The sequence below is a fragment of the Novosphingobium sp. genome (assembly GCF_032093395.1).
Lineage (GTDB): Bacteria > Pseudomonadota > Alphaproteobacteria > Sphingomonadales > Sphingomonadaceae > Novosphingobium.
In genome coordinates this window covers 23,374-44,424 of the sequence record NZ_DAMDBA010000012.1, presented here as the reverse complement: position 1 = coordinate 44,424, position 21,051 = coordinate 23,374, and the positions used below count along the sequence as shown (strand labels likewise).

The following is a 21,051-nucleotide window of genomic DNA, read 5'->3' as shown; positions in this document are numbered from 1 at the left end:
GCATCAGCGGAACACCCGCGCGAACCTCGCGGCGCCGCCTGCCGGAGCCTCCGCCGGAGCTGAAGACGGTGAAGGCGTGTCCCCGGAGGCCGACTCGCCCACAGTGCCACCGCTCAGCACCGCCAGAGCGACACCGATCTCCGCCAGACGATCGCGATCGACGCGGTAGAACACCTGCTTGCCGCTGCGCTCCGACCGTACCAGTTCCGCCTTGCGCAGGATCGACAGCTGCTGGGAGAGACCAGGCTGGCCGATGCCGGTTCGCTCCTCGATCTCTCCAACCGAAAGCTGCCCGCTCCGCACGGCATGGAGGATCTGCAACCGCAAGGGATGCGCAAGCGCCCGCAGGAGTTCGGACGTCGCATCGAATCCGACGAAAGCTTCCGGTTCCATCACGTCAGCTTCCGCTGCCCAGCGTGGCATGGAACCACCCTGCCGGATCCTCGGAGGCGAGCGCAGCTTCGGCAGTCTCGCCCGGTAGCCCCAGAAGCGGCGCCCCTGGCTGCCAGTCGGCCGGAGCCAACCCCGCCCCATCCCGCACCTCCTGAAGCGCCCGTAATACCCGCAGCATTTCCGGGATCGAACGCCCGACAGTCAGCGGATAGCTGTTGCTGGCCTGGAGCACGCCACCAGGATCGATGAAATAAGTGGACCGCACGGTGCCGCTGTCACGCGCATCGGCGCCCACCATTCCATAGGCCCGGGCGATCTCCATGGTGGGATCTTCGATGATAGGAAAGTCGATAGCGACGCCCGCCGTGTCGCGGATCAGCCTGATCCACGCGAGATGGGAATAGAGACTGTCCACTGAGAGTCCGAGCAGCCTGCATCCAAGCTCCCCAAACTGCGGCGCCGCCCTCGCCAGTGCGACCACCTCGCTAGTGCAGACAGGCGTGAAATCGGCAGGATGGGAAAACAGGATCAGCCAGTTCCCGCGATAGCTATCGAGATCTATCGGACCTGCCGTACTTCGCGCCACGAAACGCGGCACTCTGTCGCCTATGCGCAGCGGCGCGCCTTGATCCCTCTCCTGGTTCTCATCACATGCGATCGTCATCGCCAGACCGTTACAGATTTATCTTCTATGGTAAAGCGAACCCTCCATCTCTTCCCTCAAACCGATACGAAGCCGCTCTTGGAGGTGAAAATCCGTCGATCACCACTTCAATTTTTGTAAGTGTTGAAAGGCAGAGCTGAAACCGGCGTCATGACGGGGCATGGCCCCTTAAACTAAAGTCAGCTTCGGCTCTCTTCTGCCGAATTGTGGACGAATGATCTCGGCGCCCCCACGCAGCTGATCCAGATAATCCGACCAATGCTGCATCATGCGGACGCGCTCTTCCCAATGTTGACCCCGAGTATAGGCCCGGCGCACCGAGTTCGGCTCCGCGTGGGCCAATTGCCGTTCGACCGCGTCGGGATTCCACATGCCCATCTCATTGAGCAATGTGGCTGCCGTCGCACGGAAACCGTGCGCCGTCATTTCATCTTTTTTGTAGCCCAACCGGCGCAACGCGGCATTGATTGTGTTGTCGGACAAGGGGCGCTTGGTGGATCGGATCGAAGGAAACAAGTATCTGCTGAAATTCTCGTCGTGGTCGATTTCTCCGATCAATCCGATTACCTGCTGAGAGAGTGGTATCGAGTGCGGTCGTCGCATCTTCATCTTCTCTGGTGGAATTATCCAGACCTCACGTTCGAGATCGAATTCATTCCATTCAGCATGTCGCAGTTCCCCTGGTCGGACGAACGTGTGGGCGAGCATCCGTAGCGCGATCGCAGTTTGGCGGGCGCCCTCATACTCGCAGATCGCGCGCATGAGCGCCCCGACTTGTTTCGGCATGGTAACGGCAGGCCTATGTACAGTCTTGGGTGTTACGAGCGCTCCGCGTAGATCAGTACAAACATCCCGTTCCGCTCTTCCCGTAGCGACAGCAAATCGGAACACTTGTCCACACAGTGCTCGGACACTCATCGCTGTGTAGAATTTTCTGGTGCTTTCTATTTTCTTCAGCGATATTAGTATCTCATGGGCGGTTATCTGTGAAATTGGCCGGTTTCCGATATCCGGCATGACCAGACCCAACTGCCACTGATATTTTTTAATCGATTTTGGCGATTTCTCCTCCAGACGCATCTTTTCCAGCCATTCCAGAGATATCGCCCGAAAGGTGTTGTTTGCCGCAATGGACGCAGCGACTTTGTCCAGCTTCGCCTGATGAACAGGATCTATGCCTTGTTTGAGCAGCCTCCGTGCTTCAAGCAGTAGCTGACGGGCTTCTGCGAGCGTAACTTCGGGGTAGCGGCCGAACGACGCCGTTCTCTGAAGTTGGTGCAGTTTGAAATTCATCCGCCAATAGCGCGCGCCTGACGGCTTAACGAGCAGGTACAGGCCATCACGGTCGGATAGTTTGTACGCTTTCTCCCGGGGACGAGCGCGATCGACTGCGGTTGCAGAGAGACCTGATTTGGGTGATCCACATGGCATTTGGAAAGGGCCTCGTTCAGTTCTTGCGAACTGCGGGTCCAGATCTAGTGCAGTTTCTTGCTGGGACGCGGTAACGGTTACCCGGACTTGCCCAGGTAGTATCAGCCAAACGCCCACGAAAACAGCCAGTTACGGCCGTATCTGTTGCCTCTCCAGATCCGTTCGGGTCCGGGATGGCAGAGAAACCACCCCCCTGGGTACTGCCCGTGTAGCACCACCGCAGTCCGTCTAGCGGCGTCAGTGTGGCATCGCTGCCCGGGCCTCGGTGGTTAATTGAGGGTCTGCCGCCGAAATCAACACACCTTCCATCCGGCACTTTGTCGCCGGCACCTGCTTTTCGACCGCCGCCGAAATTCGGCAGAATCGCGCGCAGGACGTTGGCAACGAGCGATTGCCCCGTCTCGCAAATTTTCTTCCACTCGTAGACAAAAGTGGCCGAGGCAATGCCTGCACCGCGAATGCGCAACCCCGTCGCGACTAAACGGTCTACAGCCTGTCTTTCCCGTTCCGACCGTGCGCTTTCGAAGAGTTCACCACTTGTCCTCGCCATCAAAGAGTTTCCCTCGAGGAAAACGCGAAGCACTCTTCAATAATACTGTGACGGACTAGCCGACGCCTGACGTGATTTGCGATATCGGCGCTGATGCCGCCAGCAAAAACCTTTCCAAGTTCATGAAGCGTGCCGGCCAGCGGCGGCTCCGAAAGATAGATCGACTTTCGCCTACATCCGATGGAACTTTTCTGAGCCTGCGCGGTGATCGGAGCGCGGGATGCAATTGCGCCTGCAGCCAAACTGCAGCACGCCTTTAAACAGTAACGCACTTGGTAACTCCATCCGGGAATCCGCCGTTCGCGGGATCCTTCGTGACGAGAACGGCGCTACTTCCGATCTACCCTAACGCTTTTTTGATCTTTTTCCGCGCTAGGAGGAGCGACATCCCGGAAAATCTCTGTCCCGGCAATGTAAAGATATCAGCGCCGTCTCGCCGGCTTGCGGGCAGCAAATGCATAGAGGGCATCGGATCGGTGTTCGGCGCGAACTGAGCGGTACTAGCATATCTGGCAGGCAAACAAACCCTATGGAGGAAAAGGCCCTGCACATTCCTGCCTGACAGGCTTCATGTTTGATGATCGCCTTTCGACATTAAAACATCTTGATGTAGGCAAATCGCCTTTTCGCGATCATCAAAAGCGCTAGATAGAAGCAGACGATCATCAAGAATGGGGCCGCTACGGCTTCATGTGATCCGGAGAACGACCTGTGCCCGTCTTGTACCATGAAGGCCGCTTCCCGCCTCAGGCGCTCGACCTGGGCGCGTTGTTCCCGCTGGTAGGGCCTGCAAATGCGGCCGTTGCGCGCTACGAGGGCGTGCTCGCCGGCATTCCCAACCCCGATATTCTGCTATCGCCCCTAACTTCGCGGGAAGCCGTTCTTTCCAGCAAGATCGAAGGCACCCAGGTCACACTCGGTGAAGTCCTCGAGTTTGAAGCGCAGGGCCACCTTTTCGACGAAAGCAGCCCCAAGAAGGCCGACGCCCGCGAGGTTCTCAATTACCGGGCCGCCCTGCATGAAGCCACGCGGCTCATGGAGCGCCTCCCCCTGTCCCAGCGCCTGATCAAGGCCGCGCATCAGGTGCTGATGGACGGAGTGCGCGGGCGCAACAAGGATCCCGGACACTATCGAGGCATTCCCAACTGGATCGGCGCGGACGGATGCACCATCGAGCAGGCGCGGTTTGTTCCCCCCAGTGCCGACCGTATCGATGCGGCAATGGCCGGATGGGAGGAGTATATCCATGCCGATGCGCCCGACCGCCTGGTCCAGCTGGCCATCGTCCACGCCGAGTTCGAAGCGATCCACCCTTTCCTCGATGGGAACGGGCGCATCGGACGCCTTATCATCCCCCTGTTTCTCTACAACCACGGTCTGCTGTCGCGGCCGAATTTCTATCTCTCGGAATATCTAGAGGCGAACCGCGGCGAGTACTATGACCGGATGCTCGCGGTTTCGCGCGACGATGACTGGAGCGGGTGGGTTGCCTTCTTCCTGCGCGGGATTATCGCCCAGGCGGATGCCAACACGAAAAAGGCGCAGGCCATTCTCGCCCTGCACCAGGAAAAACGCGACGCTGTCGTCGAGGTCACGCATTCGCAGTATGCTGTGCGCGCGCTGGATTGGATCTTCCAGCGACCTCTTTTCAAGACCCCCGACTTCATCGAGTCAGCGCAAATCCCCGCCGCGACCGCGAGAAAGCTTGTTCGGGACTTTCGCGACCACGGCATTCTGCGTGAGCTCGTACCGGCTTCCGGCAGGGCTCCCGCGACGCTGGTGTTTTCCGAGCTTCTCAACATAGCCGAGGGTCGGAACGCCTTTTGAGCGCACAAATCGCGAATACCACTCTCTGCTCAGGGAGAGCCTGACGCGTTACCGCAGCGGCGTCCATCCATCCTGATGCAGTTCCAGTTCGGACCAGTCGATGTGGTTGACACGAATCTCCTGACTGCAACTTCTTAGCGGCACTTGTCCGACGTACATAGGGCTTCAAAATCATGATGAGCGACGAGGCGGAAAATCGCTGGTCCATGCTGCCAGGGCCGAACTGGGCCACGCCGCTTGACGCAAGAACATGGCTTATCGGACAGCGCCGCCTGCTCGGCTGGTCACACAACGACGTGGCCAAAGCCTTTTCAGCGTGTGCTGCCCAGAGCGATCTGTACATTGGGCTCGGCGGCGGCGCCCGGTTCGACCGGGCAACCGAAAAACGCGTTGCGCGATTTGAACGTGAGGGAGAGCACATTCCGGATTGGGCTTATTGGATTCCGCTGGCCATCCAGCACGCACGAGTATCATGGGAAGATCGCGCAGGATGGGAGCGCGCCAATATTCCCCAGCACCGGGAACTGCGACGTGAGCGGGAAGAAGAGGACTATCATTCCCGCCTCTTCCATCTGAATGATGCTGAGATCGCCTTGATTGCGCGCTTTCGCGAAATGAATGCAGAAGAACGCGATTTCCTTGGCTTCGTCGCTGAGCCCAGGATGCTGCTATGGTGGATCGATGTTGTGAAACGTGCAGCAGACGCCGACGCGAATCTGATAGAGATTCTGGAAAGCGCTTTATCGCAGCCCAAGTGCCGCCTTTGATGGACGATATGCGTTGACCTTGTCGTCCGTGCGGTTTTCCTTGTCTCAGTTGCCCCGCGGGCAAGGACGATAAGGCCGAGCTGACACATCAAACGATGAGCTTCGCCAGCGCCGATCTGCCTTAAGCCTCGTCGCGGATCGCCGCGTGCATTACATCTGCATGTTCGCGGGAGCTGCCGACAGCCTCGATGTCGTGTCGCCCACTGACCACCATGCGGTGCCAAGCGAACATGGTCTCATCCATGAGTGGCTTGGCAAAGTGGCGATAGAGCGCAATCATCATTTCAGCGATGCCACGCTCGGCTGGTGGGACGCGACGGTCTCCGCCTTCAAGACCCAACTCGCGGCGCAGCAAACGCTGCACGCTGTCGCGGTTGAGCAACTCACCTTTGGTCTCGGAGGTTTTAAGCGCTTCGCCGGTCATGATCTCGATGGTGACGGGGGCGCTGTAATCGTCACCGAGATGCCTGACCGAACCGATGAGAAGACCGGACCGTTGCAGGAAGCGGGTTTCAAGTGCCGCCAGCGGGGCGCTCTCACAACGAAATTCAGGCCAATCTGGCTGCTGCTAATTCCACTTCATGAGCAATAAATAGCCTTTTACACCTCATCAAAACTTTTTTTTGAGGCAAAACCTCAGGTCTATGCCTCATCCAGCCGTAACAGGTCGCGGAGAAGTTGCCCCATGGTCGCCCACTCGAGATCGCCGTCGCATGGATGCCCCGCGTTCCCTTACTCGACGACCGTCAGTTTCGGCTCTCTTCTGCCGAATTGCGGGCGAATGATTTCCGCACCGCCGCGTAGCTGATCCAGGTAATCTGACCAGTGCTGCATCATCCGCACGCGCTCGTCCCAGTGCTGACCGCGAGTATATGCCCGTCGCACCGAATTCGGTTCGGCGTGAGCCAACTGCCTCTCGATCGCATCGGGATTCCAGTTGCCCATCTCGTTGAGAAGGGTCGCAGCCATCGCCCGAAACCCGTGTGCCGTCATCTGATCTTTCTCGTAGCCCATCCGGCGCAGTGCCGCATTGATGGTATTGTCTGAAATGGGACGCGTGGTCGAGCGGATGGAAGGGAAAAGATACGTGCTGAAATTCTCGCCATGGTCGATCTCCGCAATGATGGCGAGCGCCTGCTGGGACAGCGGGATGGTGTGCGGACGTCGCATCTTCATCTTGTGCGGCGGGATTATCCAGACCGCCCGCTCGAGATCGATCTCGCTCCATTCGGCGTGTCGTAGTTCTCCCGGGCGGACGAAGGTGTGTGCGAGCAGCCGCAGTGCGATGTTCGTGTAGCGTGCCCCGTCGTAGTCATGAATCGCACGCATGAGAGCGCCGACCTGTTTGGGCATCGTGATCGCCGGGCGGTGCACGACCTTGGGCGTGACCAATGCGCCGCGCAGATCTACACACACGTCTCGTTCCGCCCGCGCGGTGGAGACGGCGTATCGGAAAATCTGCCCGCACAGAGCCCTCACGCTCATGGCGGTGTAGAATTTCCGCGTACGCTCGATCTTTTTGAGCGAGAGGAGCACCTCATGCGCAGTGATCTGCGAAATCGGCCTATTGCCGATGTCAGGCAGGACCAGGCTGACCTGCCATTCGCATTTCCTAATCGACTTGGGGGAGCGCTCTTCCAGCCGCATCTTTTCAAGCCATTCCTCCGCGATAAGCCGGAAGGTGTTTCCGGCAGCGATGGAGGCGGCGACCTTGTCCAGCTTGGCTTGATGAACGGGATCGATGCCCTGCTTCAGCAGGCGCCGCGCTTCAAGCAGCCGCTGGCGGGCTTCTGCGAGAGTGACTTCGGGGTAACGTCCGAAGGAAGCCGTGCGTTGAAGTTGGTGAAGTTTGAAATTCATCCGCCAATAGCGGGCGCCGGACGGCTTCACGAGCAGGTAGAGGCCGTCGCGGTCAGAAAGCTTGTACGCTTTTTCCTGTGGGCGAGCTCGATCGACGGCCGTGGCCGAGAGACCGGATTTGGGTGATTCGCCTGCCATTGTGAGTGGACCTCCGTCAGCTCAAGAGAACTGCAGGTCCACATATGGCGCCAACTTTGACTGAGACGGCATGAAACATATCCGGAACTGCCCGGACATTGTATCAGTCAAAAACCGCAGAAAACAGCTATTCACGGCTCTTTATGAGCACGTTTGAGACACGCACTGGAGCGGGTAGCGGGAATCGAACCCGCATAGCCAGCTTGGAAGGCTGGAGCTTTACCACTAAGCTATACCCGCTCATCGAGGGAGCAGCCCGTAGTGAGGCTCCCAACAGCGTTGTGGCAGCCGCTTGCCACGGGAGTGGGGCCTCGTCAACGCCTTCCTTCAGCTTTTCGGCAGGTAGCGGTTCCCAGACGCTCAGTGCCCTGGATAGTCCAGCAGGGCATGCGGTGTGATGCCGGCCGTGCGCAGGCGTTCGGAGCCGCCCAGGTCGGGTAGATCGATGGCGAAGAGTGCGTGTTCGACCCTCGCACCTGCCCGGCGCAGAAGTTCGACGGCGGCGAGCGCGGTGCCGCCGGTGGCCAGGAGGTCGTCGATGAGGATGACGTGATGGCCTTCGCCAACGGCCTCGGGATCTACCTCCAGTGTGTCAGTACCGTATTCGAGGGCATAGTCGATGGCGATGACCGGCACCGGCAGCTTGCCCGGCTTGCGGATCGACACGAAGCCCAGACCCAGACGGGCCGCGATCGCTGCGCCGAAAATGAAGCCGCGCGCCTCTACGCCGGCGATGACATCGGCTCCGGACGCCGTCACCGTCTCCGCCATCAGATCGACGGCGGCGGCGAAACCGGGGCCGTTGCCGACCAGCGTGGTCACGTCGCGGAACAGGATGCCGGGCTTGGGGAAGTCCGGCACGGTGCGCACCAGCGCCTTGATCTCGTCGAGGGTCATGGCCGCTGCCTTACGGCGTCGTACCCGCAAACGAAAGGGCCTTGCGCCATCGTGAGATGACGCAAGGCCCTTTGATCAGGTTTCGAATAAAAGTCTCAGTGCTTCTTGCCAGCCCAGATATTGCGGTACGACATGTAGCCCAGGATCGTGGCGAAGAGCAGGAAGCCCAGCACCACCCAACCGGTCTGCTTGCGCTTCTCGAGCTTCGGCTCGGCGGTCCAGATCAGGAAGGCCGAGACGTCCTTGGCCATCTGGTCGACATTCGCCTTGGTACCATCGCTGTAGGTGACCTGTCCTTCGCCGGTCAGCGGCGGCGGCATCGCGAGGTTGAGGTTCGCGAAGTACGGATTGTAGTGCAGGCCGTCCGGCGTTTTCGCATCCGGGAACTTCTTCAGCAGTTCGGCGGGCTGGTTCTGATAACCGGTCAGCAGCGAGTAGACGTAGGCTGCGCCGTCGTGGCGCGCCTTGGCCATCAGCGAGAGGTCTGGCGGTGTGCCCTGCCCGGCGTAGAGCACGGGCGGGAAGTAGTCGGTGGCTACGCCTTCGCGGGTTTCCACTTCGCCCGTGCCGTTGTTGTAGACCGGAACCTGGAAGCCCTTCGCGATGGCCTTCACTTCGGCATCGTTGTAGCCCAGCGCGGCAAGGTCGCGGAACGCCACGTGGCGAAGCGCGTGGCAGGCGGCGCAGACTTCCTTATAGACCTGGAAGCCGCGCTGGAGCTGCTGGCGGTCGAACTTGCCGAAACCGCCGTCACTGGCGAAATGCACTTCCTTGGGATGAAGGTGGAATTCGTGTTCGGCGGTTGCCGCTGCCGGTTCGGTGATCTCCTGGTAGGCCCCCTTGGCGAAGGACCACGCCAGCGCCACCGTGAAGAACAGCCCGACGAGGATCGAGAGAATGCGTGCCATGTCTTTCGTCTTTCGCTCTAGCTGTTGATCACACGTCGCCGTGGACGGCTTCGGTGGCGCCATGGGCGGGACGCAGTTTTGCGCCTTCGTCATGGCCGAGCACCGATTCCGTGATGGAGAATGGCAGTGGATCCGGCTTTTCGATGGCCGAGACGATCGGGATCACGATCAGGAAGTGCGCGAAGTAGTAGAGCGCCGCGATCTGGCTGAGCATCACGTAGGGCTCTTCGGCCGGAGCGCCGCCGCAGTAGAACAGCACCGCCATGGCCGGGATCAGGCCGAAGAAGAAGAACTTCCGGTAGAGCGGGCGGAACGAGCCCGAGCGGACCGGCGACCGGTCGAGCCAGGGCAGGAAGAACCACACGAGGATCGCGCCGAACATCGCCAGCACGCCCATGAGCTTCGCCGGGATGAAGAAGAAGTCCTGGGTGAAGGCGCGCAGGATCGCGTAGAACGGCCAGAAATACCATTCGGGGACGATGTGGGCGGGCGTGCTCATCGGGTTGGCCGGAATGTAGTTGTCCGGGTGCCCCAGCGCGTTCGGGAAGAAGAACAGCGCGGCGCAGAACAGGATTGCGAAGACCCCGATCGCCCAGCCGTCCTTGGCGACGTAGTAGGGGTAGAACGGTACGGTATCGCTCTCGGTCTTCACTTCGACGCCGGTGGGGTTCGACGAACCGGGAATGTGCAGCGCCCAGATGTGCAGGATCACCACGCCCACGATCACGAAGGGCAGCAGGTAATGCAACGAGAAGAAGCGGTTGAGCGCGGCGTTATCCGGCGCGAAACCGCCGAGAAGCCACTGCTGGAGCGGTTCGCCCACGAAGGGGATCGCGCCGAACAGGCCGGTGATGACCTTGGCGCCCCAGAAGCTCATCTGGCCCCAGGGCAGCACGTAGCCCATGAAGGCCGTGGCCATCATCAGCAGGAAGATCACCACGCCCAGCAGCCACACCATTTCGCGCGGGGCCTTGTACGAGCCGTAGAAGAAGCCGCGGAAGATGTGGATGTAGATCACGACGAAGAAGGCCGAGGCGCCGTTGGCGTGCGCATAGCGCATCATCCAGCCCCAGTTCACGTCGCGGACGGTCTGCTCGATGGTGTCGAAGGCTACTTGCGTATTGGCCGCATAGTGCATGGCCATGACGATGCCGGTGACGATCTGCAAGCCGAGGCAGAGGGCGGCGAGGAAACCGAAGTTCCAGAAATAGTTGAGGTTGCGGGGAACCGGATAGCCGCCGCCGACAGCGTTGTAGACGAGGCGCGGCAGGGGCAGCCTTTGGTCCATCCACTGCATGAAGGGGTGGCTCGGCGTATATTCCTTGGCCCAGGGAAAGCTCATGTTCTTGATCCTCTCTCTTGGCCTCAACCGATCTTTACGACCGTGTCGGTGGTGAAGGCGTATTCCGGAACCTCTAGGTTCTTGGGCGCAGGGCCCTTACGGATACGGGCTGCCGTGTCGTAGGAAGAGCCGTGGCAGGGGCAGAAGTAGCCGCCGAACTCGCCCTTGGATTCACCCTCGCCGGCCCCGAGCGGGACGCAGCCCAGATGGGTGCAGACGCCCATGGTGATCAGCCAGTTTTCCTTGCCTTCCTTGGTGCGTTCCTCAAGCGTTTGCGGATCGCGGAGCGAGGAGACGTCCACCTTGTTGGCTTCCGCGATCTCATGCGCCGTCAGGTTGCGCACGAAAACGGGCTGCTTGCGGAAGATCGCCTTGATGGCCTGCCCGGGCTGGATCGAGGAAATGTCGACTTCCGTGGAGGACGCCGCGAGAACGTCCGCCGACGCGGACATCTGGCTGACCAGCGGGACGACGATGCCCACGCCGGCGACACCCGCCGCGCTTACCGCGGCGATATTGATGAAATCGCGCCGCCGCACGCCATCTGCTTCTGCCATGATTGCCCTTGCCTTGTTATTGACAAACCTACTCCCGGGATTCCGGAAGCAAGCCCAGATTCCTGACCAATTCTATTTTTTGTCTGGTATCCCCGTAAACGGCCCCCCGTCGACGGTTAGATGCTTCGGGAGCGACCCGAGACGAATACCGACTTTGGGGTTCTGATATACAGGGAAACCTGCCCTGCCAACCGTGTTTTTGGTTGGGCGGCAGCGGAGGGTCGTCAAGGAATTCAAGGTATAACCATCCGGCAACAATGCCGGATGGCGCTTTGTCAGCCAACTGCGATCAGCGAAATCTGGCGTCCGTAGCTCGCCTCCTGCCGGTGGGTGGCACGGCGATAGGAATAGAAACGCTCCGGCGCCGGATAGGTATCGAGGCCAAGCCGCTCGACACCGGCGATTCCGGCGGATTCCAGCCGCGCGGCGACGTATAGCTCCAGGTCGAACTGCCAGTGCCCTTCGCGGCCTTGCGCAAAGAACTGCGCGTTGTCCGCGGCCATAGCGAGGAAGCGATCGCGGAAGGCACCGTCCACTTCGTAGGAAGCCTGGGCGATGCAAGGGCCGACCGCCGCGACAATGCGGGCGCGTTCGGCTCCGAGCGATATCATCTGGGCGATAGTGCTGTCCGTCACCCCGCCGATGGCCCCCTTCCACCCGGCATGAGCGGCGCCGACCACGCCAGCCACCCGGTCCGCCAGCAGCACCGGCGCGCAGTCCGCCGTGACCACGCCGATCAACACGCCCGGCCGGTTGGTGACGAGGGCATCGGCGTGGGGACGCTGGGCATCGCTCCATACCTCTTCGCTCAGGATCACGCAGTCGGGCGAATGTATCTGGTAGACCGACGCGAGGGGCGCGCCCGGCAGCACGGCTTCGGCCGCGCGACGGCGGTTTTCGGCCACGGCGGCAGGTTCGTCACCCGAGCCGAGGCCGACGTTGAGACCTGCGACCCCGCCACTGCTCACCCCGCCGCGACGGCCGAGAAAGCCGTGCGGCAGCCCGTCCAGCAGGCCCGCGAGATTGACCTCGACCGCGTCGCTTCCAAGATCAACCAAGGCTTTTGCCCACCTGTTCGCGCACGTCGCGCGAAAGGTTGGGCTCGGCAGCGATCTTCTCCAGTTCGGCGCGCATCATGGCGGCGCGGGTAGGCTCGATCCGCCGCCAGCGGCCCAACTGCGGGACGAATCGCGCGGTGGTCTGCGGATTGATCGGATCGAGCTTGCGGATCAGTTCGCCGGTCATGCGATAGCCCGCCCCGCCCGCGTCGTGGAATGCCTTGGGGTTTACCGCCGCCGTCATATAGAGCGCGCGGACGCGGTTGGGGTTGTTCAGCGTGAAGTCCGGATGCCGGGAAAGCGCCTCGATATGGTCCAGCACCTGCGGATGGAACGAGCCCGCCTGAAGCGCGAACCACTTGTCGATGACAAGGGCATTGCCCTGGTAGCGGCGGTGGAAATCGGCCAGCGCCTCTTCGCGTTCGGGCCCTTCGATGTTGCAGAGCACGGTCAGCGCCGACTGGCGATCGGTCATGTTGTCGGCCGCGCGGTATTGGGCAATGGCGCGGCGGGCACCCTCGGCGGTGTCGCCGGAAGCGATCAGAACGAGCGCCTGCGCCTTGGTCTTACGGGCGCCGCGCGCGGCGGCATCGCGGCCATAGGGCACGGCGGAGACGCGATCGTGAAGCGCGCCGAGCGGTTCGGACAGCTCGTGGCCAAGCCAAGCCTTCAGCGCCTCGCGCTCCTCGTGGATGACGGCGGGATTGGCCACCAGCACCTGTTCCGCAAGGTAGGCGACGCCCGGCAGGACCATGAGTTCGCCGCGCATGAGGTCGTCCAGCGATTCGTCCGCAAGCACGGCGGCAAAAGCCTCGCCGATCGCCTTGCGTCCCTCGGCCCGCGCGGCATCGGAAAGCCCGCTGCTTACGGCCGCCACGAGATGCTGGACCACCAGGTTCTGCATCGCCTCGTAACGGGCGAAGGGATCGTCGTCATGAGCGGCCAGGAACACGAGATCCTCGTTCGAGCGCTCCATGTCGATCGCGACCGGGGCGGAGAAGCCGCGATTGATCGAGACGACCGGCGGGCGCGAGAAGCCCTCGAACGCGAAGCTCTGGCTGCCCTTGTCGAAGACGACCAGCTGCTCGCCCGCGTGATGCCCGGTGTCGCGGTCGAACAGGGCCAGGCGCAGCGGAATCGGCACCGGCTGCTTCTCGGGCTGGCCGGGGGTGGCCGGCACGATCTGGGTGAGCGTCAGCGTCGCCGTATCGCCTTCATGCGCCAGTTCCACGGCCACTTGCGGCGTTCCCGCCTGCGAATACCAGAGGCGGAACTGCGCAAGGTCCAGCCCGGTCCCCTCCTCGATCGCCTTGACGAAGTCCTCGCACGTCGCCGCTTCGCCATCGTGGCGGTCGAAGTAGAGGTCGGTACCCTGGCGGAACCGTTCCGGCCCGGCCATGGTCCGCATCATGCGAATCACTTCGGCGCCCTTGTTGTAGACGGTCGCGGTGTAGAAGTTGCTGATCTCCTGGTAGGAATCAGGCCGGATCGGATGGGCGAGCGGGCCCGAATCCTCGGGGAACTGGGCCGAGCGCAGGACGCGCACGTCCTCGATGCGCTTCACCGCTTCGCTGCCCATGTCGGCGCTGAACAGCTGGTCGCGCAGTACCGTGAAGCCTTCCTTGAGGGAAAGCTGGAACCAGTCCCGGCAGGTGACGCGGTTGCCCGACCAGTTGTGGAAATATTCGTGGCCGATCACGCTTTCGATGCCGTCATAGTCGGCATCGGTGGCGGTTTCCGGGTCGGCAAGGACGTAGCGGGTGTTGAAGACGTTGAGGCCCTTGTTCTCCATCGCGCCCATGTTGAAATCGGACACGGCGACGATGTTGAACAGGTCGAGATCGTATTCGCGGCCGAAGGTATCCTCGTCCCACTTCATCGAGTGGATCAGCGAATCCATGGCGTGGCTGGTGCGCTGCTCGTCACCCGAACGCACCCAGATGTTGAGATCGACCTTGCGGCCCGAGCGGGTGGTGAAGGCGGCGTGGTTGGCGACGAGATCGCCCGCGACGAGCGCGAATAGGTAGCTCGGCTTGGGCCAGGGATCGTGCCATTCCGCCCAGTGGGTGCCGTGCTCGCCCTCACCCGTGGCGGTGCAGTTGCCGTTGGAGAGCAGAATCGGGAACTGCGCCTTGTCGCCGCTCATCCGCACCGAGTAGGTCGAGAGCACGTCCGGCCGGTCCGGGAAGAAGGTGATGCGGCGGAAGCCCTCGGCCTCGCACTGGGTGCAGAGCATGCCGTTCGAGGCGTAGAGCCCCATCAACTGGCTGTTCGCCGCCGGATTGACGGCGGTTTCGATCTCCACCTCATGCGCATCGCCGGAGAGTTCGACCAGCAGGTCGGCGCCATCCATGCGCCAGTCGTTCACCGCCTCGCCATCGACGCGCACGGCCAGCGGGGTAAGCTGGTCGCCGTTCAGGTGCAGCGTCGAAGTGCCGTTTCCGTTCGAATTGCGGCGGACGGACAGGCTGGCGGTGATGTGGGTTTCGTCCACGCCCAGCCGGAAATCGAGTGCGATCTGCGGCACCAGCCAGGCCGGCGGCTGATAGTCTTCGCGGCGAATGACCGGCGGCGCGTGAGGAGGGGGCGCGGCATCGGCGATCTGCGCTTCGGCATCGGGCGTGGCGGGGGTGCTGGCAATGTCCATGCCGCTAAATTAGAGCCTTGTGCCTCGAATGCCAGAGACCGCGCGACGAATTCACAGCCAAGACGAATTCACAGGCGAATCGAAAGGAATGCCCTAATGTCCACCGTCCTGCCGAAGCGCCTCTTCATCTTCGGGCTCGGCTATACCGCGAAGGCCATCGCGGGTCGGGCCTTTGCGGGGGGGTGGGAAGTGATCTCCACGGGCAGCGAGGGCACGCTCTCGTTCGAGGACGAGGGCAACGTGCGGCTGGCGCTGGCCGATGCCGATCATGTGCTTTCCTCGGTTCCGCCCGGTAACGAAGGGCGGGGAGAGCCGCTCGACCCGGTGCTGGATCGCTATGGCGATGCGCTGAAAGGGATACCGCTCTCCTATCTCTCCTCCACCGGGGTCTATGGCGACACCGGCGGCGCCTGGGTGGACGAGAGCGCACCGGTGGGCACCGGCCGCCGCACCGCGCGGGCAGAGGCGGATGCGGAATGGCTGGCGCTGGGCGCGCGGGTCTATCGCCTACCCGGCATCTACGGACCGGGGCGCTCGGTGCTGGAGCGGGTACGGCAGGGCCGCGCCCACCGGATCGATCTGCCGGAACAGGTCTTCAGCCGGGTCCACGTGGAAGACATCGCCGCCGGGGTGATCGCCGGACTGCAAGGACCGTCCGGGGCCTACAATCTTGCGGACGACCTGCCCTGCGGCCAGAACATCCTGGTGGAGGAAGCCTGCCGCCTGCTCGGCCTGCCGCTTCCGCCGCTCCAGTCCATGGACGAGGCGCAGCTCTCGCCGATGGCGCGCGGGTTCTATGCCGAGAACCGGCGCGTCGCGAACGGCAAGGCCCGGCGCGTGCTTGGCTGGAAGCCCCGCTTCCCGACCTATCGCGAAGGGCTGCGCGCCTTGAGCGCCACGACCAGGCCTACAGTGGCCAGCGCCGCCCCGGCGATCGCCAGCAGCGACCAGCGATAGCCCTCGAACGCGGTGGAGATCAGCATGGCGATGATGATCACCATGACGCCGTTATAAGCCGCCTTGCCCGCGCCAAGCTGGCGGATCAGCGTGTAGTAGAGCGGGAAGGTAACCACCGAGCCGAGGATGGCCAGATAGGCGGTGCCCAGCCAGTAGAGCGGGTCGCGGGGGATGACGGGCGGCCCGGAAGTCACCCAGGCGATCATGACGTCGGCCAGGGTGCCGTAGAGCATCGCCCAGGCCAGCAGGCTGACCATCGGCAGCGCCTTGCCGGTCTCGTTGGCCTGGATCACGTTGGACACCGAGGCGCAGAGCATCGCGATCAGCGCGAAGACGGTACCGAGCAGAACCTTGCCGCCCAGCGGCGCTTCGTGCGCCTCATGGAGCAGCAACAGGGCCAGGCCCGCAATGGCGATCAGGCTGCCGATGGCGAAGCGCCCGGTGATCGGCTGACCCAGCAGCAGCCGCGCAAGGATGGCGTTGGGCACCAGCAGCAGCCCGATCATCACCGCGACGATGCCGGAGGTCAGGTGCATCTCCGCGCGGTAGACGAAATTGTAGTTGCCGCAGAACTGCGCCACGCCGACCGCCAGCGCCAGCAACTGGCCCGCTGCCCCCAGCTTCAGGCTTTTCCGCATCACCACGGCCACCAGGAACATCGCGGGCGTCGCCAGCACGAAGCGCCAGGCGACCGACCAGCTTGCGGGCACGTCCCCGATCTGGCCGGTGATGACGAACCAGGTGGAACCCCAGATCAGCGCCACGACCAGGAACGGCAGCGCAACGGCCGGCTTCATGAAGCCCGGTGCGGTATCGACGGAACCGTTCACAGCGACGAGATCGCATTGGCAAGGGCTGCGACGTGATCCGCACGCGAATCCCAGGCGGTGACGAGGCGGGCGGCATCGTCTCCCCAGTCGTAGAAGGCGAAGCCCTGTTCGCGCAGCGCCAGCCGCTCGACGGCGGTGGTGGTCAGGAATATCTCGTTCGCTTCCACCGGGTGAAGCAGGCGCTCTTGCGCCGCGCTGGCGATCTCGGCAGCGGCGGCGTTGGCCGCGCGCGCATTGTCCAGCCAGAGGTCGCCCTCCAGCATGACGAGAATCTGCGCGGCCAGATAGCGGCCCTTCGATTGCAAGTGCCCCGCCCGCTTGTGCCGGAAGCGGACCTTGTCGGCCATCGCCGGGTCGAAGAACACGATCGCTTCCGCGCTCATCGCGCCGTTCTTGACCATGCCGAAGCTCAGGGCGTCGACATCTCCCGCCGTCCGCGCCGCATCGCCGCCCAGGAACGCCGCCGCATTGGCGAAGCGCGCCCCGTCCATGTGCAGGCGGAGCCCCCGCCCCTTCGCGAATGCCGCCAGTTCGGCCAGTTCCTCGGGCCGGTAGACGCGGCCATATTCGCTCGCCTGGGTGATCGAGATCGCATGCGGCTGTACCTGGTGCACGCCGTCGCGAATCGGGTCGATAACCTTGGTGACCGCTTCGGAGGTGATCTTGGCGCCCTCGCCATCGGCCAGCAGCAGCTTGGCGCCGTGGAGGTAGAATCCGGGCGCGCCGCCTTCGTCCATCTCGATATGGGCTTCGCGGTGACAGATCACCGCGCCGTGCGGCTCGACCATAGCGGAAAGCGCAAGGCAGTTCGCCGCCGTTCCGGTCGCCACCCAGAGCGCGGTGCAATCGCGACCGAACAGCGCGGAGAAGCGCTCGTCCAGCAGGCCGCTGAGCGCGTCGCCATCGTAAGGCGCATCCGGCGCGTCGGCCGCCATCATGGCGTCCCATACCCTCGGGTGGACCCGTGCGGCGTTGTCGGAGAGGAATTTCATGACCATATTCCCCTGCTAGAGCGTTTTCTAATCAGGAGGAATCCTGATGACTCGGAAAACGCGGCAAACAGAAGCTCAAGCGGACGAACGCGCCGTCAAGCAGACCTTTTCAGGAGACATGCCCATGGTCGGCCTGACCATCACCAAGCATGAGACCGCCACCGGCGGGGAATACCAGGCCCATGTTGCCGACAGCGACGTCACCGGCCACCTCACCTGGCAGACGCGGGACGGCGTGCATTACGCCGACCATACCCTGGTGCCGTCCGAAATCGGCAACCGCGGCGTGGCGGCGCGGCTGGTCGAAGCCATGGTCGCCGACGCGCGGGAGAACCATTTCAAGATCGCGCCCTTGTGCAGCTACGTGGTGGCGGCGTTCCGGCGACATCCGGAATGGGAAGACGTGAAGGCCTGATGCCGCTCCTCATTCGCCTCTCTCGTCGTTGCGAGCGTAGCGAAGCAATCCAGGGCGGCGCGAAACTGCCCTGGATTGCTTCGCTACGCTCGCAATGACGAAGAAAGAAGTGCGGCCTCGGAAAAGGAGCAAATGCCTCAGCCGAAGCCCCCCGCCAACCAATCCTGCGCCAGTCCGGCCAGGAAAGCGGCGCCGCGCGGCAGGGCTTTTTCGTCCACCATCATCCGGGTTGAGTGGATGCCGCAGCAATGCTTCCAGTCGGCACCGTCGTCCGCCACGCCCAGGAAGAACATCGCGCCGGGCACCTTTTCCAGCACGTAGGCGAAGTCTTCCGCGCCCATGATCGGGTCCGCCAGGCGCTGGAAAGCCATGTCGCCGTAGAGATCGCGCGCCACGCCCTCGCCGAAGTCCACCGCGCGCGGATCGCACACGGTCACGGGGAAGCCTTCCAGAATCGCGACCTCGCCCTTGAGCCCGTGGGCTCCGGCGATACCGGCAACGAGCAGGGGCAGTTCCTCCTTCAGCCGGGCGCGATTCGCCGCTGACAGGGTGCGCATCGTGCCGGTTAGCCGAGCCGTGTCCGGGATGACATTGTGCGCGCTTCCCGCCTCGATCTTGGCGATCGTCACCACTACCGGATCGAACACGCTATAGCGGCGCGCGACCATGGTCTGGATGGCCATGACGATCTCGCAGGCGACCGGCACCGGATCGACCGTGTCGTGCGGCATCGAGGCGTGACCGCCGCGTCCGGTGACGGTGATCCGCAGTTCGTCCGCCGCTGCCATCAGCGGCCCTGCACGGCCGCCGATCACGCCGTGAGGGGCATTGGGCATGATGTGGAGCGCGAAAGCCGCATCGGGCAGCGGTCGGTCGAAACCGTCACCGCCGAGCAGGCCGTCCTCCAGCATGAAGCGGGCACCGTGATGGCCCTCCTCGCCCGGCTGGAACATGAAGCGCACTTCGCCGGCAAGGCTTTCGCGGCGGGCCGACAGGAGTTCCGCCGCCCCCGCCAGCATGGCGACGTGGGTATCGTGTCCGCAGGCGTGCATGACGCCGGGCGTGGTGGACGCGAAGTCCAGCCCGGTTTCCTCGGGCATCGGCAGGGCATCGGTATCGCCGCGCAGCAGAACGCATCCGCCGGTTCCCGCACCGCCTTTTAGGGTGGCGACAAGGCCGGTGGTGGACGGCCCTTCCCGCCATTCCAGCGGGAGATGCGCCAAAGCCTGCCGGATCTTGTCCCGCGTTTTGGGATTGTGAAGGCCGATCTCCGGATCGGCATGGATGGCGCGGCGCAGGGCGACGATGCGGTCGGCGAGGCCCGCAGCCTCCTCCGTCAGGGGGTTCGCGGTCGAGAGCATCGTCGCATGATAGCTCCCAGACCGCAGGTGTCGAGCGTCAGACCGCCGAATCGGCGACTGGGAGGTCGTCCTCAGGGTCCGGCTTGATCGTGATCTCGTTGCGATCGATCTGCTGGAGGGTCCGCCAGGCCATCAGGCCCATGACGATGTACGATACCGCCCCGCCCACGGCCACGGCCCAGGCCGCCCCGCTGGGGCCTACGGGAAGCAGGTACACCAGCCCGATAGCCAGCGCGATCAGGGCGATCAGCCGCGCGACGAGCGAATGACGCGCCCGGCCGGTGGCGTGAAGCACCGGTTCGAACGCCACGCTGGCGAGGTCAAAACAGGCGGCCAGCGTCAACGGCACGAGAATCGCCGCGCCCTGCTCGAAATCGTCGCCGCCGATGAATTCCAGCATCTGCTTGCCCAGCAGCACCGCCACCGTCACCACGACGATCCCCGCAACCCCCGCGATCTTGCTGGTCTGGAGCGCAAGCTTGCGGAACTCCGCAGCCTTCGAGGACACCCGCGCTCGCGCCACTTCGGCGTAGACCGAGCGGGTGAGCAGCGAGGACAGCTTGCTGAGCGCCTGGGAAAGTTGGGAGGCAAGGCGGTAGAGGCCCGCCGCCTTGGTGCCTACCCAGGCACCGACGATCAGCAGCGGGCCGTTCCGCATCGCCGCGTCGATCGTCGAGGCCCCGTAAGTCTGCATGACGAAACGGGTGACGCCGGGGTTTTCGTCGATCGCCTTGCGCCAGTTGCGCAAGTTGGAAAGGTTCACCGCTTCGGGGCAAAGCCGCCGGGCCATGATCCAGTAGAGCAGCGCTTCCAGGATATCGATCGCCGCCCAGGCGAACAGGAACCGGCCGACGCTTGGGCCGGTCAGCCAGATCGCCAGCGACGCGGCCAGGCGCCCACTGGGAACGATGGCCTCTACATAGACCGCCATGTCGAAGCGGTTGAGCGCGCGGACGATGCCGGTCGGCGCCGAAACCAGCGCCCAGAGCGACCCCACGCAGAACCAGAAAGCCACGTCCACGAAATGGGGGTTGAGTTCCAGCTTATGCGCGAACCCGTAGATCAGCACCGCCGCCAGCCCGCAGCCGATGATCGCGCCCACACCGTCGAGCAGGCCGCAGAGCATGCCGAGGCGGCCCAGCTTGCCCCAATCCTTCTGGTGGACGTGCTCGCTGCCGTAGCGCACCACCACCCGCCAGGTCTGGAAGCTGGCCAGCGCGATGAGCGCCTGCGCCGTCCCGAAGATCAGCGAGAAGTGGCCGAAATCCTTCAGGCCGAGCGACCGCGTCTGAATGGCAAGGTAAGCCAGGCCGCAGACGGCGCCGAAGCCCTTGCCGCCCAGCAGCCAGGCCGTGTTCTGTAGGATCCGCCCTAGCGGAGAGTTGCTCTCGCGGCGGTGAAATTTGGCGGACATTGCGGCAGCATGTGAACGAGGGGGATGAGACTTGCAAGCTGTG

18 protein-coding genes, 1 tRNA gene and 1 pseudogene are annotated in these 21,051 nt (G+C 63.1%); 4 read left to right on the top strand and 16 right to left on the bottom strand.

The genetic code is table 11. The features are described 5' to 3' along the window. Positions 1-3: 3 nt before the first annotated feature. The 3 genes from RT424_RS06680 to RT424_RS06670 form a co-directional block, all read right to left on the bottom strand. A complete protein-coding gene (locus tag RT424_RS06680) occupies positions 4-423 on the bottom strand; it encodes a metalloregulator ArsR/SmtB family transcription factor (RefSeq protein ID WP_313435549.1) in 420 nt (139 codons plus the stop codon). Then, positions 398-1,057, bottom strand: a complete 660-nt coding sequence (locus RT424_RS06675; protein ID WP_313435547.1) for a redoxin domain-containing protein — start codon at positions 1,055-1,057, stop codon at positions 398-400. Before RT424_RS06675 ends, RT424_RS06680 begins: the two co-directional genes overlap by 26 nt. A 168-nt stretch (positions 1,058-1,225) precedes the next feature. Beyond that, positions 1,226-2,488 carry a tyrosine-type recombinase/integrase gene (locus RT424_RS06670; RefSeq protein ID WP_313435545.1) on the bottom strand — a complete coding sequence of 421 codons (1,263 nt, stop codon included), beginning with the start codon at positions 2,486-2,488 and terminating at the stop codon, positions 1,226-1,228. Between the two features lie 1,261 nt (positions 2,489-3,749). Here RT424_RS06670 and RT424_RS06665 point away from each other — a divergent pair. Together RT424_RS06665 and RT424_RS06660 are read left to right on the top strand one after the other, a co-directional pair. After that, the gene (locus RT424_RS06665; protein WP_313435542.1) at positions 3,750-4,865 is read left to right on the top strand and encodes a Fic/DOC family N-terminal domain-containing protein; all 1,116 of its coding nucleotides are present in this window, start codon (positions 3,750-3,752) and stop codon (positions 4,863-4,865) included. A gap of 173 nt (positions 4,866-5,038) precedes the next feature. Then, positions 5,039-5,632, top strand: a complete 594-nt coding sequence (locus tag RT424_RS06660; protein WP_313435540.1) for a hypothetical protein — start codon at positions 5,039-5,041, stop codon at positions 5,630-5,632. Between the two features lie 121 nt (positions 5,633-5,753). Here RT424_RS06660 and RT424_RS06655 read toward each other — a convergent pair. From RT424_RS06655 to pepN, 9 genes and pseudogenes are all read right to left on the bottom strand, one after another. Next, positions 5,754-6,188, bottom strand: a pseudogene (locus tag RT424_RS06655) (DUF4172 domain-containing protein); the annotation flags it as partial. Between the two features lie 176 nt (positions 6,189-6,364). Further along, positions 6,365-7,630, bottom strand: coding sequence for a tyrosine-type recombinase/integrase (locus tag RT424_RS06650; protein WP_313435538.1), 1,266 nt, complete (start codon positions 7,628-7,630; stop codon positions 6,365-6,367). 166 nt (positions 7,631-7,796) lie between these two features. Further along, a tRNA-Gly gene (locus RT424_RS06645) sits at positions 7,797-7,870 on the bottom strand. A gap of 120 nt (positions 7,871-7,990) precedes the next feature. Then, positions 7,991-8,527: an adenine phosphoribosyltransferase gene (locus RT424_RS06640; protein ID WP_313435536.1), complete on the bottom strand. Its 537-nt coding sequence runs from the start codon at positions 8,525-8,527 to the stop codon at positions 7,991-7,993. Between the two features lie 95 nt (positions 8,528-8,622). Continuing rightward, positions 8,623-9,435, bottom strand: coding sequence for a cytochrome c1 (locus RT424_RS06635; protein ID WP_313435534.1), 813 nt, complete (start codon positions 9,433-9,435; stop codon positions 8,623-8,625). 28 nt (positions 9,436-9,463) lie between these two features. Beyond that, on the bottom strand, positions 9,464-10,777 hold the full coding sequence (locus tag RT424_RS06630) for a cytochrome b N-terminal domain-containing protein (protein ID WP_313435532.1): 1,314 nt from the start codon (positions 10,775-10,777) through the stop codon (positions 9,464-9,466). Between the two features lie 23 nt (positions 10,778-10,800). Then, complete coding sequence (petA, locus tag RT424_RS06625; protein WP_313435530.1) at positions 10,801-11,334, bottom strand: ubiquinol-cytochrome c reductase iron-sulfur subunit; 534 nt, start codon at positions 11,332-11,334, stop codon at positions 10,801-10,803. A gap of 275 nt (positions 11,335-11,609) precedes the next feature. Further along, the gene (pgeF, locus tag RT424_RS06620; protein ID WP_313435528.1) at positions 11,610-12,392 is read right to left on the bottom strand and encodes a peptidoglycan editing factor PgeF; all 783 of its coding nucleotides are present in this window, start codon (positions 12,390-12,392) and stop codon (positions 11,610-11,612) included. Further along, positions 12,385-15,039, bottom strand: a complete 2,655-nt coding sequence (gene pepN, locus RT424_RS06615) for an aminopeptidase N (protein WP_313435526.1) — start codon at positions 15,037-15,039, stop codon at positions 12,385-12,387. Before pepN ends, pgeF begins: the two co-directional genes overlap by 8 nt. A 96-nt stretch (positions 15,040-15,135) precedes the next feature. Here pepN and RT424_RS06610 point away from each other — a divergent pair, with 96 nt between their 5' ends. Continuing rightward, positions 15,136-15,996 (top strand): SDR family NAD(P)-dependent oxidoreductase, encoded by an 861-nt coding sequence (locus RT424_RS06610; RefSeq protein ID WP_313435524.1) that lies wholly within the window; start codon positions 15,136-15,138, stop codon positions 15,994-15,996. Here the strand turns inward: RT424_RS06610 and RT424_RS06605 are convergent. Beyond that, positions 15,906-16,793 carry a DMT family transporter gene (locus RT424_RS06605; protein ID WP_313435636.1) on the bottom strand — a complete coding sequence of 296 codons (888 nt, stop codon included), beginning with the start codon at positions 16,791-16,793 and terminating at the stop codon, positions 15,906-15,908. The two genes, RT424_RS06610 and RT424_RS06605, sit on opposite strands and share 91 nt — an antisense overlap. 29 nt (positions 16,794-16,822) lie before the next feature. Next, the gene (locus RT424_RS06600; protein WP_313435522.1) at positions 16,823-17,818 is read right to left on the bottom strand and encodes a beta-eliminating lyase-related protein; all 996 of its coding nucleotides are present in this window, start codon (positions 17,816-17,818) and stop codon (positions 16,823-16,825) included. Between the two features lie 46 nt (positions 17,819-17,864). Between RT424_RS06600 and RT424_RS06595 the strand changes: the two genes are divergently transcribed. Further along, positions 17,865-18,233: a GNAT family N-acetyltransferase gene (locus RT424_RS06595; protein ID WP_313435520.1), complete on the top strand. Its 369-nt coding sequence runs from the start codon at positions 17,865-17,867 to the stop codon at positions 18,231-18,233. 137 nt (positions 18,234-18,370) lie between these two features. Here the strand turns inward: RT424_RS06595 and RT424_RS06590 are convergent, their stop codons facing one another. Together RT424_RS06590 and RT424_RS06585 are read right to left on the bottom strand one after the other, a co-directional pair. Next, positions 18,371-19,594, bottom strand: a complete 1,224-nt coding sequence (locus RT424_RS06590) for a M20 family metallopeptidase (RefSeq protein WP_313435518.1) — start codon at positions 19,592-19,594, stop codon at positions 18,371-18,373. 37 nt (positions 19,595-19,631) lie between these two features. Further along, positions 19,632-21,008: a lipopolysaccharide biosynthesis protein gene (locus RT424_RS06585; RefSeq protein ID WP_313435516.1), complete on the bottom strand. Its 1,377-nt coding sequence runs from the start codon at positions 21,006-21,008 to the stop codon at positions 19,632-19,634. Positions 21,009-21,051 lie beyond the last annotated feature (43 nt).

Bases quoted from the DNA above. Each gene is read 5' to 3' on its own strand.
- RT424_RS06680 (WP_313435549.1), bottom strand. From the start codon at position 423: ATGCCACGCTGGGCAGCGGAAGCTGACGTGATGGAACCGGAAGCTTTC.
- RT424_RS06590 (WP_313435518.1), bottom strand. From the start codon at position 19,594: ATGCTCTCGACCGCGAACCCCCTGACGGAGGAGGCTGCGGGCCTCGCC.
- RT424_RS06640 (WP_313435536.1), bottom strand. From the start codon at position 8,527: ATGACCCTCGACGAGATCAAGGCGCTGGTGCGCACCGTGCCGGACTTC.
- RT424_RS06600 (WP_313435522.1), bottom strand. From the start codon at position 17,818: ATGAAATTCCTCTCCGACAACGCCGCACGGGTCCACCCGAGGGTATGG.
- RT424_RS06660 (WP_313435540.1), top strand. From the start codon at position 5,039: ATGATGAGCGACGAGGCGGAAAATCGCTGGTCCATGCTGCCAGGGCCG.
- petA (WP_313435530.1), bottom strand. From the start codon at position 11,334: ATGGCAGAAGCAGATGGCGTGCGGCGGCGCGATTTCATCAATATCGCC.
- RT424_RS06670 (WP_313435545.1), bottom strand. From the start codon at position 2,488: ATGCCATGTGGATCACCCAAATCAGGTCTCTCTGCAACCGCAGTCGAT.
- RT424_RS06585 (WP_313435516.1), bottom strand. From the start codon at position 21,008: ATGTCCGCCAAATTTCACCGCCGCGAGAGCAACTCTCCGCTAGGGCGG.
- RT424_RS06610 (WP_313435524.1), top strand. From the start codon at position 15,136: ATGTCCACCGTCCTGCCGAAGCGCCTCTTCATCTTCGGGCTCGGCTAT.
- RT424_RS06605 (WP_313435636.1), bottom strand. From the start codon at position 16,793: ATGAAGCCGGCCGTTGCGCTGCCGTTCCTGGTCGTGGCGCTGATCTGG.
- RT424_RS06650 (WP_313435538.1), bottom strand. From the start codon at position 7,630: ATGGCAGGCGAATCACCCAAATCCGGTCTCTCGGCCACGGCCGTCGAT.
- RT424_RS06630 (WP_313435532.1), bottom strand. From the start codon at position 10,777: ATGAGCTTTCCCTGGGCCAAGGAATATACGCCGAGCCACCCCTTCATG.
- pepN (WP_313435526.1), bottom strand. From the start codon at position 15,039: ATGGACATTGCCAGCACCCCCGCCACGCCCGATGCCGAAGCGCAGATC.
- RT424_RS06675 (WP_313435547.1), bottom strand. From the start codon at position 1,057: ATGACGATCGCATGTGATGAGAACCAGGAGAGGGATCAAGGCGCGCCG.
- RT424_RS06595 (WP_313435520.1), top strand. From the start codon at position 17,865: ATGACTCGGAAAACGCGGCAAACAGAAGCTCAAGCGGACGAACGCGCC.
- RT424_RS06635 (WP_313435534.1), bottom strand. From the start codon at position 9,435: ATGGCACGCATTCTCTCGATCCTCGTCGGGCTGTTCTTCACGGTGGCG.